This is a genomic window from Sphingobacterium bambusae (genome assembly GCF_033955345.1).
Classification (GTDB): domain Bacteria; phylum Bacteroidota; class Bacteroidia; order Sphingobacteriales; family Sphingobacteriaceae; genus Sphingobacterium; species Sphingobacterium bambusae.
This window is the reverse complement of sequence record NZ_CP138332.1, coordinates 616,598-630,129: the sequence shown is the minus strand read 5'-3', so window position 1 is coordinate 630,129 and position 13,532 is coordinate 616,598. Positions and strand designations below refer to the sequence as shown.

The 13,532-nt window shown below is 38.7% G+C and carries 12 protein-coding genes; 4 read left to right on the top strand and 8 right to left on the bottom strand.

Annotation, left to right across the window (positions count from 1 at the left end; translation table 11 throughout):
• Positions 1–59 precede the first annotated feature (59 nt).
• The 4 genes from SCB77_RS02755 to SCB77_RS02740 all read left to right on the top strand — a co-directional run bounded on the left by SCB77_RS02755 (position 60) and on the right by SCB77_RS02740 (position 3,621).
• Positions 60–929, top strand: coding sequence for a hypothetical protein (locus SCB77_RS02755; RefSeq protein WP_320184896.1), 870 nt, complete (start codon positions 60–62; stop codon positions 927–929).
• A gap of 20 nt (positions 930–949) precedes the next feature.
• Complete coding sequence (locus SCB77_RS02750; RefSeq protein ID WP_320184895.1) at positions 950–1,150, top strand: hypothetical protein; 201 nt, start codon at positions 950–952, stop codon at positions 1,148–1,150.
• Positions 1,151–1,229: 79 nt separating this feature from the next.
• Positions 1,230–1,499, top strand: coding sequence for a helix-turn-helix domain-containing protein (locus tag SCB77_RS02745; RefSeq protein ID WP_320184894.1), 270 nt, complete (start codon positions 1,230–1,232; stop codon positions 1,497–1,499).
• A 664-nt stretch (positions 1,500–2,163) separates the two neighbouring features.
• Entirely contained in the window at positions 2,164–3,621 is a 1,458-nt protein-coding gene (locus tag SCB77_RS02740; protein WP_320184893.1) for a DNA translocase FtsK, read from the top strand.
• Between the two features lie 267 nt (positions 3,622–3,888).
• On the opposite strand, the gene SCB77_RS02735 is transcribed toward SCB77_RS02740, so the two are convergent.
• The 8 genes from SCB77_RS02735 to hxsD all read right to left on the bottom strand — a co-directional run bounded on the left by SCB77_RS02735 (position 3,889) and on the right by hxsD (position 13,531).
• On the bottom strand, positions 3,889–4,617 hold the full coding sequence (locus SCB77_RS02735; RefSeq protein WP_320184892.1) for a hypothetical protein: 729 nt from the start codon (positions 4,615–4,617) through the stop codon (positions 3,889–3,891).
• A 501-nt stretch (positions 4,618–5,118) separates the two neighbouring features.
• Complete coding sequence (locus SCB77_RS23130; RefSeq protein WP_380936407.1) at positions 5,119–5,268, bottom strand: DUF5989 family protein; 150 nt, start codon at positions 5,266–5,268, stop codon at positions 5,119–5,121.
• Between the two features lie 9 nt (positions 5,269–5,277).
• On the bottom strand, positions 5,278–7,128 hold the full coding sequence (locus tag SCB77_RS02730) for a carbamoyltransferase family protein (RefSeq protein WP_320184891.1): 1,851 nt from the start codon (positions 7,126–7,128) through the stop codon (positions 5,278–5,280).
• A gap of 5 nt (positions 7,129–7,133) precedes the next feature.
• Entirely contained in the window at positions 7,134–8,276 is a 1,143-nt protein-coding gene (locus tag SCB77_RS02725; protein WP_320184890.1) for an MBOAT family O-acyltransferase, read from the bottom strand.
• A 247-nt stretch (positions 8,277–8,523) separates the two neighbouring features.
• Positions 8,524–10,551, bottom strand: a complete 2,028-nt coding sequence (locus tag SCB77_RS02720) for a hypothetical protein (protein ID WP_320184889.1) — start codon at positions 10,549–10,551, stop codon at positions 8,524–8,526.
• On the bottom strand, positions 10,552–11,652 hold the full coding sequence (gene hxsC / locus SCB77_RS02715) for a His-Xaa-Ser system radical SAM maturase HxsC (RefSeq protein ID WP_320184888.1): 1,101 nt from the start codon (positions 11,650–11,652) through the stop codon (positions 10,552–10,554).
• A gap of 9 nt (positions 11,653–11,661) precedes the next feature.
• Positions 11,662–13,203 (bottom strand): His-Xaa-Ser system radical SAM maturase HxsB, encoded by a 1,542-nt coding sequence (gene hxsB, locus SCB77_RS02710; protein ID WP_320184887.1) that lies wholly within the window; start codon positions 13,201–13,203, stop codon positions 11,662–11,664.
• Entirely contained in the window at positions 13,166–13,531 is a 366-nt protein-coding gene (gene hxsD / locus SCB77_RS02705) for a His-Xaa-Ser system protein HxsD (RefSeq protein WP_320184886.1), read from the bottom strand. Before hxsD ends, hxsB begins: the two co-directional genes overlap by 38 nt.
• Position 13,532: the final 1 nt, after the last annotated feature.

Sequence of the window (13,532 nt, the reverse complement as noted above, 5' to 3'; positions counted from 1 at the left end):
CCCGTTGGAGTAACACCAATTTGCTATCTATTTCATTTTACCATTAAATCCATTAGCTCATGAACGAGAACAATTTAGAGTACCTCAAAAAAACATTGGACAACCTAGGTTTCGACAATAAGCTTAACGAAGTGCTTGAAACCGCTATTCGACGTGAAATGCCAAATTTTAGCTTGGGTATCCAAACTACCCACAGGCCGCTGGATTCTGTCGATCCCAAAGCAGCACGAACCGAAAAGCTCAGCTTTGACATCAATTTTAACCGATCAAAGGACAGCGATATGTACTTCCTTAATGACTACAAGGTCACTTTGCAGCAAAAGGATAATCCAATTGTCCGGTCGCAAACATTTAATTTGGAGCGGGATTACCGCGTTACTGCCTTACAGGCGTTTAAGCTCCTCTCTGGTCAGGCAATAGAAAAGGATGTTTTCTTGCGAACCAAAAATGAACCGAACCGAGAAAATACTCCAAATCAGGAAAGAACGCCTGTCTGGTTTAAGCTTAATCTAGAAGTAAAGGATGCCTACGGTAATCATCCAATGCGCACTTTTCGTCCAGAATACGGGTATGATTTGGAAGCTTCGCTGAAAAAATATCCCATCAAGGGTTTAAAAGATGCTGAAAAGCTTCAGGAAGTTTCCAAAGCTTTGCGCAATGGAAATATCGTGCAGGCAGACTTGCAGATCGGCAGGCGTACGATACCGGTGACGCTTGCTGCCAACCCCCAAATGAAGACGATCGATATTTTGGATAAAGATCGAAGGGAAGTAAGGGATGAGGCAATCTTCGCTTCCAAAGATAAAACGCAAAGTGTGAAGGTCCCCCGATCGGCCGATTTGGCGGGAGGTAGAGAAGCCTCCGAACCGACGATCGAGGCAAATAAGCAGGATGTCGAGCAAACACCATCAGCGAAAAGATCTAGATAATTATTAAGGTAAAATCCAGCATGTATAAAATCTTGCAACGCATAGACCGGATCAGGGCATCCGGCTATGCAACGCTTAATCTTCCTTCCGATTCGCCCCACTACCATTTAGATGGTAAAAGGCTTCCAGTAAAGGAAATTGGCACCCCAGATTATAAATGCCGAGTGACAGTATTGGCCGAAGGAGGAGCCATTGACTTTTGTATTTCGGAAATACTTTGATCCTTCACCGTCAGTTTGCCATTTTATCTAATCAAATCAAAGTGTTTCAATTTTTATTTACTATATAAACGATTTCCAGATGCATCAACATATTACAAAAGAAGATTTAGAAGTTTTCAAACTCGAATTATTGAGTGAAATCAAACGACTAATTAATGATGAAAATTTAGCTTTAAAGCCAACAGATCCAGGTTGGCTGCGAAGCAAAGCTGTACGTTCGTTGCTCAATATATCCCCAGCAACTTTGCAGAATCTTAGAGTAACTGGAAGAATCAGGTACCGGAAGGTGCTTGGATCTTACTATTACAGTAAAGAGGACATCACATTATTGTTCAAAGATGATGATTGAACCTAAGGAAATTTGGATAGAGTTGATTCAGCGCATAAATGCAGATCCTAGATTAAAGCTTACACACATAGCGTTGTTATTTGCAATCATTAGCCTGGGTATGGATCGGAAGGAAGCAAGGGTAATATCCGTCAGCCGACGTGTGCTTATGACAAGATCTCGAATTAAAAGTACCTCAACCTATCACTCCTCTCTTAAAGATCTGGTGACATTTCAGTACTTTACATATTTACCATCTTTTGATCCAAGACAAAAGACTTTAATATCCTTTTTGTAGTTTGGACTTATTTTGATTATCGGCAGTTTCTTTCACGTTTATATTAATTTAGTTTTCTCTTATGGTGAATTAATGTAAGTGTTTGTTTTAGAAGTTTTATACAATTTTTAAAGCCTTTTCTAGTCAAGTTTTATTATTAATTACTTGTTGATGTTAAGTTATGGTTTTTTGTATTGAGTTCTGCTAGAGTAAACCTACTTTGTCGATTTAATAGGCACTGGGCATGTTTCGAGTATTGTTCTCGTAAAATATTACCAAGTAAGAAAACGTACATAAACGTCAATCTTTCTTATGACATAGATTTTTTAGAATAAGTAAAGCATTTTATTAGTAATTACATTAAGTTGTTGCTGAAAATGCTATATTAGAACGACCAAAATTAATCTTATGAAAGAAAGCGATCATTGCACCCCAGTAGAAAACGATAAAGTTAATGTGCCCAATAATGTGGATCAAGCATTAAACTTATCGACTTATCATTATCCCTCTCTAGATTTGCTCCCAGAAGATTGGAGAAAGCTAATTTTAAACGCAAAGGAATTATCTAATTCGTTTGTATTACCGCTATTATTAGACGCGGAAGGTACGCCTGTATTGCAAGATATGTATCGATACCCCAACGTGTTAATTGCAGGTACTATAGCATCTGGGAAAACACAATTCATATATAATCAAATTCTGTTATGGCTCTATTTTTATCATCCTGCTGAAATTAAACTCGTTATTTGCAGGAGTAAACCGGTAGACTATAATTCTTTGCTGTCTTTAGAAAAGCATTATTTGGCAAAGTTGTCGAATCAAGATTATCCAATATCAGAAGGCCCACAAGTTACCTCCACTATTGCAGCAATGGTATTGGAATGTGATTCCCGGTTAGAATTGTTTAGAAAAGCTGGCGTTAGGACGATAAGTGATTATAACGAGAGGTTTGTTAGCCGTCATTTATCAGTTAATGAAGGGCATCGCTTCTTACCTAACATAGTTGTTCTTTTAGATGATCTACAAACTTTTCTCGATGATAATGAAGTCGAGAAAACGCTTGTAGATTTACTGCAAAGGAACTTTTACACAGGGATTTATGTAATTGCAGCAACAAGTCAAATAATGTCGCGAAGTATTACACCTCAAATACGCGCAAACTTTAGTTTGCGCATTGGCATGAAACTAATGTCGCAAAATGAATCGCAAAGAATCTTGGATCGTGTGGGCGCGGAAAAACTCCGTCTTTTAGGTGAATTACTTTACGAAAGCAGTGGTAGATTGATAAAAGCGCGTCAACCTGTTATTGATTACGCATCTATAACAAAGGTCACAGATTTTATCGGTCGTCAGAGGGGGTATCCTTCAGCTATGATGTTGCCTAGCAGTATTGCTGCAATTGATCAGAACGATGATTTTTCACTGGAGGATCAAGATTATCTATTCGTAGATGCAGCCCGTTTAGTCGTTATGCACCAGCAAGGATCAACATCGTTGATACAGAGAAAACTTAAGCTCGGATACAATCGGGCAGGACGTTTAATGGATGCTATGGAAGCCGCCGGTATTGTAGGTCCTTTTGAGGGAAGCAAGGCTAGGGACGTGCTTTACGCAACTGAAGATGAGCTAGAGGAATATTTGTCTAGCTTATCTGGCGGGAAACAATTCAGGCCGTTGGCGAAGGCAGATATAGATGTTAGAAATCAACATCCTATTGACACTAAGGTGGAAATTTTTGAGCAAGATAAATTTCCTAAATCGCTTTTTCCCGATAAACAAATCACTAATAAAAAGAAAAATAGAAACAGTGTTAAATGGGTACTTCTTCTTGTTGTCGGTTTCATTCTATATTACTTGTTAAAATAGGAGCAAGTATTAAAATTTAAACAAAGAAAGGGATTTCGAAGAAGGCAGGTGGAATCAAATACCTTTCAGTTCCGGAGTTCAATAAATCAGAGTTAATAGAACTCTGGAACTGAAAGATTGAACTTTTTTTGCTACGTTTAATATTTGCTCTTCCCGGTGCTCCTCCAGAAAGTTTACTAGTTAATAGTATATCGAATATTTAGATTTGTTTTCTTTCAGACACCTAAAAAAATATCCAAAATTTGATGTTACTCGGTTTTGCTAGTTTCAATCTTTTTGGTAGGGCGGCATAGGCCAATTATACTTTAGTCCTTCCATGGATATTGTTTTAAGACTTTCTTTATCTAGCTTGTATTTTTTTTGAATTTTATATTTTAAACTAGTCATGAGAGTACGGCGATAATCTTCATTTTTTTTATAATTAGCAGTGTTGGTTAGAGGATATTTTCTGTCCGCCTGTTGGGTGGCTTCATCTTCCACGTGTATAATCTCTGAAAAAATCAATTTTCTTTTTTCGACGGAAAGTATGTTTTTTTCAGATGCACTTTTACGCTCGTTAGTCTCGGATTCGAAATGCTGCACAAATAGGGATGGTTCTTTATCTAACTTTGATTTTGATAATCGCGCAACCCACTGTGCCATCCCGCTTTGGCTATGTTCTTTATTTGGGAACAAATAGAGAGCAACAGCGTCGGGTTTATCATTGGAATTCATTATTGAATCATAGATATGACTGAGCAGTGTTTTGTTTGTTTCATCATCAAAGCCGCCTGTTTCTTTCAGTATAATATTTGCTCTGTATAGCGTTTTAGTCGGGGTAACGGAAATTTCAGGATTATGAATTTCGTATTTTACAACAGAATTTTGCTTTCGGTTTATTAGGTTGTAATTTGTCGTATCAGTTGCCGTTGTATTATACTCTTTTACATCTTGGTTTGTGCAGCTGAGCAATAGCATAGTAAATATAGCGAGTAAGAATCTAAATTTATGTGTCATATTTCTTTTATTTATTTTTATAAAATTACCGTTAAAACGTGAGTCGATCTTACGGTTTTCCGTAGTGATAGATTTGACGATTATATTCTTATCTTTTTAAACCTCGTAAAAGTAAACGGACATCCACTTTTACCAAGGTTTTTCAAAGGATGTTTTCCTGATCGTTTCGTTTCGCTCAGAAAATGTACTGCTTGTTTTTCGTGTAAAATCCTTCATTTCTCGCTTTCCAAAAATTCGATAAAGTAGTGCCAAGGGTGTTAAAACGCCAAAGAAGATTAGGGTCAGTACCACTTTCTGCGATAAAAAACCTACGATCTGAGTAGCTGCGGTCAACATTTTATGTATCCCAGTTCTGAAAGTAGTTGATAATAGACTTAAAAAAGATATAAGCAGGGCTAATAGTAATAAAATTGCGTTCTCGGTCAGGTAGTAGCATATTGTCAAAATTGCGAGTGTAACAATAGTCGAATCCTTGGGGTCTCTGGTGCTCTTCGGCATTATTTAAAATATTGTATAGATAAATGGTGCCAGTGCACTTTTCCCTCCAATAACGACGATAACTCCCACTAAGATCAATAAAAGTATCATCGGTGCTAGCCAGTACTTTTTTCTTTCTTTTATAAAATAGAAGATATCTTTTAAAAACTCCATATTACTGTATCAATCTAATTCAAAATCTATACTCAATTTATTTACAATATCATCTTGTTCGTCTTTGTAATACAAATAATTCTGGATAACAAGTACATCCATTCCAGACCGTATAAAACATGTATAAGCTTGCTCTGGCGTATTCACAATAGGTTCACCTCGGACATTAAAGCTCGTGTTTAACAACAGTGGATGACCATTTTGTTCTTTAACGTCTAAAAGAAGTTGAAAGAACTTGGGGTTGAAATCTTCGGATACGGTTTGCACCCGACAACTGTAGTCAACATGAGTTACGGCAGGAAAATCGCTTTTTATGAATGCGAGCTTTTCGCTGATCGTAAGCTTCGAGAAGTTTTCAGCTAAGGGCTTTCTGTATCTTTCCTTTATTTTTGCGGTGTATAGCATGTATGGCGAATCACCTACGATATCGAAATATTCCTTCGCTTGTTTTAACGTGATTACCGGAGCAAAGGGCCTGAATGATTCTCGACGTTTTATTTTCGTGTTGATCAGCTCCTGTATTTTTGGATTGGTAGGATCTGCCAATATACTCCGATTACCAAGTGCTCTTGGACCAATCTCCATTCTACCTTGAAACCATCCGATAACATTACCTTCACAGATCAGTTTGGCGACAATACGACTTAAATCTCTATAACTATCAAATTTTGAGTAATTGGTGTTAAATCGTCGATTTAAATTAATGATATCCTTTTCGTCGATCTCAGGTCCCAAATAAACATGGTGTTGTTTTTCTTCAATAGTTCTTTTGTGTCCATAATATAGATGATACACGGCAAATGCCGCTCCGATTGCACCGCCAGCATCTCCAGCCGCCGGTTGTACGAATATGTTATCAAAAATTCCAGCTTCTCTTATTTTAGTATTTGCCACGCAATTCAACGCTACTCCTCCCGCTAGGCAAAGATTCGAGGAATTGGTTACGCGTTTGGCTTCCCTAGCCATTTTTAAAACAATCTCTTCCAATACAAGTTGTGCTGCTAATGCTAAATTACAATGGTGCTGGTATAGCTCACTTTCTCGCTTGCGTTTTGGTATACCAAAAAGATGCTCCCATTTTTTCTCATTTGCCATTTTCAGCCCTGTTGCATAACCGAAATAGGCCTGATTAAGCCTTATAGAGCCGTCTTCGTGGATAGTCACTAATTGTGATTTTATTTTTTCGATGTAGGTAAGTGTTTCATCGCTTGTTTTATCGCCGAATGGAGCAAGTCCCATGACTTTATACTCTCCTGAATTCACTGTGAAGCCCAAATAATAGGTGAATGCACTGTAAAGTAGACCAACAGAATGGGGAAAGGCCATTTCTTTAACGATCGTTATCTGTTCGTCCTGTGCATGAGCTATAGACGCAGTAGCCCATTCACCTACGCCATCAACCGTTAAAATGGCTGCTTCAGTAAACTTGGACGGATAAAATGCACTCGCTGCATGGGAGAGATGGTGCTCGGAAAATAGGAGTTTGAGCGTTTTTCTATTATATGGTCCAATTTCCGAAAGGCCATCCTTGATCTTTTGTTTTATAAACAATTTTTCATCAAGCCAGATCGGTATTGCTTTTAAAAAAGAGATTAGTCCTTTCGGAGCAAAAGAATAATAGGTCTGCAGTAGCCGTTCAAATTTTAGAAAGGGTTTTTCGTAAAATACGACGGCATCGAGATCATCAATACACAAATTCATCACGCCAAGACAATACCTGATTGCTTGAATTGGGAATTCGGCGGAGTGTTTAACTCTGTTAAAACGCTCTTCCTCTACAGAAGCGATGATTTTTCCATCTACCAACAGACAGGCAGCAGAATCATGATAAAAAGCGGAAATTCCTAAAATGATGGACATAGTAGCTAAAAACTAAAATATAAAAACTGCCGGCTACCTATGTCGCCTACTAGTATTAAAAGTAACATACCTGCTGTTTGTAAGACACAGTCCATTATCATCGCCCTCCTGGTCTGTGGGGCACTTTCAATTCTCTGTCTGATAAACTTAGAATGGGCAATCAGCATAATTGAAACTGAAAGCGTAATCCAAAATAAATTTATCCCAGAACCGAAGTAGATCATAGCTTGCGAGATTGACCACCCCGAAAAGTTAAATATTGAATTCAGCACAGCAAGCTGTGTATCGAGTTCCTCGAATCTAAATATTAGCCATGTGAAGGGGATTGTTAGTAGAAAAAGCAGCTTTCTATATGGTATTAATGGTTTTTCTTGAGTAACATTGACCAATATATTATCCAGCAAAAAAAGAACAGCATGTATGGCTCCCCACAAAATGAAATTAATCGATATGCCGTGCCAAACTCCACTCAATAGAAATGTAACACAAATAGATAACACAAACATAATGGGGCCTCGCCGTCTACCGCCGAGTGGGATATATACATAGTCTCTCAGCCATTTGGATAAGGATATATGCCATCGGTGCCAAAATTCCTGATATGATTTAGAAGCGTATGGATTTCTAAAGTTTATACTGATTTCGTAACCAAGACATTTTCCTAGGCCAATAGCGATTAACGAATACCCCCAAAAGTCGAAGTAGATCTGTAACGAGTAAAGTATGGTTGAACTGTAAACAAGGAATCCATTGTGATCTTGTAAGTTGCTGAAGACCGGATCCACCAACAACGCGAGTTTATCGGCCACGATAAGTTTGCAGATAAATCCAAAAATCAATGTTTTTATCCCGATATGAAGATTACTTGTATCAATGGATTTTGGTGAAGTAAACTGGGGAATAAGCTGGTCTGGCCTGTGTATAGGTCCAGCTATGGATACGGGGAAAAAGCCGCAAAAAAGTGATACTTCCTTAAAGCTAATCTTCGATGAGTACCTTCGTTTGTTTATCTCTATAAGCAAGCTTATGGCCTGTAGAGCGTAGAAAGATAGCCCAAGTGGTAGAATATTTTCTGAATATTCTTGGCCAAATGCGCTAGAATCATTAATGATCTGCGGTATTGGAGAGTACTTTGCTGATAAGAGCATAATGATAATACAGCCTACGGCAATCTTGCAAGGCGTATTACTTTGGAACCTTTGCGTAGCCTTAATCGCGGTGAATGTAACGAATATTATTATTAATAGGTAAAATAAACTGGAGGCACCTGAAAAGGCATAAAAAATAAAGCTCGCTACCATTACGATAGAGCTTCTGAAATTGTCTTTTATCGTATAGAAAGCAATGCAGACCAAGCAGAAAAACGACATAAAGGGCAGGGAAGTAAAAAGCATATTAATCGGAAGTCAGTATTTTAAATATCCCATTTCTGAGCCCGTAAGTGGCGGCATAGTATATAGTTTTGCCAGAAGGTGAGAAGGTAGGGTCCCATTCATCACCCTTTGAGTCGGTAAGCCGTCTTTTTACCCCGCTTTGTAGATCTAATAGAAATAGATCCCAATTTCCATTTTGGCGGGCAGAATACACCATAGTGCTACCATCTGGAGAAACACTTGGATCCCATTCGTCATAGGTTGATTTGGTTAAGTTTGTTCTTTTCTTCGATTGAAGCGAATATGCATAGATATCAAATTGATCGTCTTTATCCTTCGCGATGTAATAAATCGTTTTTCCATCGGGTGAAAATATTGGACGCCAATGTTCATAATCATCCGAGGTTATAATTGATACTTCATTGGTGTGAATCTGCTGTAATACAATATAGGGGTTGGTGAAGTTCCCTGATCGCAAATGCCAAGCAGCATAAGCTATCCAGTTACCGTCTGGGCTAAAGGACGGAATTGCTCCAAAGGTATCGATTCCATTTGTGATCGATCGTCGATTAGTACCGTTGATATCCATTAAAATAACTTTGGTGGTATTCAAAGCTTGGTCACCTTCTGTGAAAACAATTGTGCGACCATCAGGCGAAGGCCATGAATGTAATTCGTCCCTGTTGTTCCAGGTTATCCGTTGCACGCTCTGCATGGTGCTGTCCGCTGAAAAGAGTTCCATGTTTCCATCTCGCCATGATTGAAAAAAAACTGTGCTGTCGTGAATATCGAAGACGGGATAGCGATCTCCCGCATTAGATTTGCTCAGCATGGTAATTTCAGCACGCGCAGAAGGTGACATCTCTATCTTTTTACGTAAACTGTTTGCAATCTGTTGATGTCCCAATATGTTGAGATGCTCATCGAAATCGTAAAAGAGTGCTGCTTGGGAACTCGTAAAATCTGGTAGCAGATCTAGGTAAGCAATTTCTTGATTTTTACATTGTTTGGATAGCCATCTATTAGGGAAATTCATGTCTAGTTCTTCAATGTTGATGTCGAATTCCGACAAAACTTCGTTCAGATATTTAAAGTGCACCTGCTCTTTCGTTGGAATCTGAAATAAGATCAGTTCCGATCCATTTTCCGCTGCGGCCTTCGAAAATTTTTGTAGGTATAAACAGAAGTTTTTAAGATCTCTCTTCTTCTTCTCAGATTGCTCCCTGTAAAAGATATTATAATCAATGTTAGATTTTTTGTCTGGATAGAAGGGCTCCGTCCATCTACCCAGTGGTAGCTCAGCAGGGTTCGCATATTTTAAGTCATATAACATGAACCGGGCAAAGTTTGAATGGTGCATCAGATAATCAGAAAACCCAGCCGTCCTCTTTTCAACCTTCATAAAGTCGTTAAAGTTGCATATCTGCAAAAATATCTTTTCCGGTTTTAACAGTTTTCCTTCATTAACATAATAGTAGTATTCATCAATAATTCCCATTCCGCTTATTCCTGCATTCACTATTATTTTGTTGGGAAAACTATCGAAAAGTTTTGAAGTAAATAGGTCTTCATACTCAACCTGAGCGCCCTGTGTATAGGAGTCTCCAATAAATAGCCAATCACATTCCTGCACGCGTACATCAGGATCATCATCACTTCCAATCCTGAATCCTTGGGCGTTGGTCTTATACCGAACATTGTATTCCTTGTCTTGAAATGTTTTGTCTAGGTATGGACGATTGAAGTAATAATAATGATTGACCTTATATAAATCTTCGATAATATATTCTGGAAAACGAGAGGTGAAGACGGCTTCACTATGGATAAAAATGGAGATTACTATCAGAAAATTAAGCCATATGGTAAACATGCCCCGAAGTTTTTTTCTTTCGGCAACGCCGACGGTTAACACTACAGCGACAAGTGTTGTAAGGAGCGATAACCATATCTTTCCAAAAACGATGTAGATTATGACCGGATTGATTAGTAGCAGAACTCCAACTAACAGAAATAGATTTTTGTAGATCAGGGGGCGATTTTTCTTATCCATTTATCGTATTGCTGAAATTAGCGTGCTGTGACGCTTAGAAGTTTCAAATACACCACCGCAGCTATCGAGTTTACTGCAACTGCTACATTCCGCAAGATAATTTTGCTTCCAATCTGAAATTGATTTTTGAGCGAACGGCCATAGTGATTGTTTTAGTAAACACAATTGTAGATTGTAAATAGAAACATTCATCCCCATGGCATGTAAGTACAATACTGCCTCTTCGAGCTCTTCGGCATAAGCGACCGGTTCCATCCATAACAGGTCGTGATTTTTAACGGTATACCCGGTGTACTCTAGCCCCATAAAGGCCACGTGTTCGATAAAAGGGAGATTTCTATAGATATATTTTGCTAGTTGCGGTAAGCGACGGTAAGATTGCTTGTGAAGCACAACACGAACTTCCATCCGTTGGTTATACCTTGCCATATTATGCATTCCTAAGACCGTTTGATTGAATGCATCTTTGGCTTGTACGATGTAATCGTGTTGTCGATAATCGTCCGAATAAAGTGGTATTCCATATACCGTTCGCCTATTGTCAACTTTACTAATGGATTGCGCCACATGTCTCCACGCAAAACTTCGTCCATTGGATAGAATATGAATCTCTGTGCTAGAAAGTTCGTACTTGAGCTGTGCAAGTAATGAAAGAAACCTTTGACCAAGTAAGGTCGGCTCTCCTCCAGTAATACCTAGCTCTAAAGTATCCTTAGGTATCATCGATATCAATGCAGTATTTATAGCGTAGAAATGGGATAGATCATCATGATTTTTGGGAGGTTGTGAACACATCAAACAGTTACTGTTGCATCGGTCAGTGATGAAGAGCGCGTTATGCAATGAATCCCTTCTGTAGAGTGTATTGATTGCTCCGTTTGTATTTATGTAAACAATATCTCCTTCTGTTAAATTGTCCAATTTCTGAAGTCCTACAATCATTTGATCGTTATTAAGCTCCGGAACGTGCTTGTACAATGCGATAGTTCCTCCATCCGCACGTTGAGCAACAAGGTCATTATTTATGGATTTTGCAAAGATAGTGGCTAACGTAGGGCTTTCTATATTAATGGGGATTCCCCGCGAATTAAGCTGGATCATGTAGTCATTCTAGTTTTGTTCGGTATTGGTTATCCATGAATAGAAAATCTTAAGTAGGGACTCGCCCTGGGTGTCAATCAATTCAAAAATGTGTCGAATGATCTCCATATTCTTTATACAAAAATCTGAATCGGGTCTAAAGCCTTCAAAATCGCCTTGCGAGGCATAATGGAATACGGGATCCGCACCACAATAGGCTTGAAAGCCACAATCGGCACAACCCGCCAAACTTTCATTTGACCAATATTGAGCAAAGGTTTTAGCTTTTTTACCATAGAAGATGTCTCGGTATTGGTCTTGTACATGTCCCATTCGAAACGTGAAATCTTGATTTTCTGCCAACATCCTTGACTCATCCGTTGCGTAAACGTAGCCATCGTAGTTAAATACAATCACATTGTTGATCATCCCTGCGGGAGACTGTAGATCCACGTAGCTGACAGGAAAAGGGGTAAGGATCTTCTTTAAGATGACAGTTGTGTAGTCCTCAACAATAAACTGGCCGTTTCTGTTGAGTTGAATAATATAATCAAGGCCTTTTTTGTAGAACTCTAGATACTTTTGCGTGTGGTAGTGATTCTTTTTCGCATTTTTTAATGCAAAACCGTATGGGCTAATAGGTCGGAGGAAAATATTTCTGAAACCATTCTCAATGTAGTTGTCAATAATTTCCGTTGGATAATCTAAACTTAACGCCGTGGTGGTCATAAGTGCAGACACCTTTTCATAACCTAACTTTTCTCTGGCATCGGTGATACCCTGTAGCACCATTTCGTAGCTTTTGGCTCCTGTTTTCGGTCTATTGGCATTATGTAGGAAGGAGGGGCCGTCGAGGGAAGTCGATACCATTACATCGTTCAACAAGCAGAAATCTAGGATATCTTCCGTAAATACTGTCGCATTTGTACAGACTACAAAGGTAATTTCCTTGTTGTAGGTTTCATTTAACTGCTTTGCATATTCTACACCATATTTTACCTTATCGAATGCTAAAAGCGGTTCACCGCCTTGAAATTCCATGGTAATTGATGGTGAAGGTGACCGAAACATATGCTCAATACCGGCCTTTAGATTTTCTATAGAGATATCAAAATCTTGTCGACTTTCGGATACTCTTGACACTTGGCAGTAGTGGCAGGAATGGTTGCAACGCAATGAAACGACGAAGATGTGTAATGCTGTGAAGTCGTCCAAAAAAGACTTTTTTGTCCGGTACCTAGTAGCCATTACGTCAATTAGGTCTGGGATTGCGTTCTCGGAGATGAAGAAGTTAGCTATCAAATCCGCATACAGTTCTTCATTCTTGGTCACTTGCCGGCGTGCAATACGCGTTGCTGTTCCAGTAGGCGCTAAAATGAAATCACCAATCTCGTTGACCAGTACTTCCTTACTATCGCTAATCTGATGAAACCGAAAGGGTAGAAGATAGTAAGTATCCTTATCGCTACCATAATACATTGGCGATTTAAAAGTTCGGAAATCTTTAATCGCATTACCATCCATAAACATATTCCTACTTAAAATCTGAAGCACTAAATCCAACTGTATCATTCAGATCGCCACCTGGCATATCGTCAAAGGCATCGTCGTGCGCGAACGCTTTCACTACTAAAAGTGTCCTGATATCTATGGTCTCTCTGGTGATTATTTCTCGCGTGTGATAATCAACCAAATTCTTTTTTATCTGTGCTATCAGATGTTCTTGGTCTACCTCTAATGAAATTTGATCAACAGTTACCTGATAATGATGCATCACCGACTGTATTTCGATCTGAAACTTGGATAGATACCAATAAAAGCACTTATGTATTACGGCCTCGCTGTATAATGAGGATTCTATCGTAAATAAAATCTTATGCTGATAACGTTCTATTTGCATA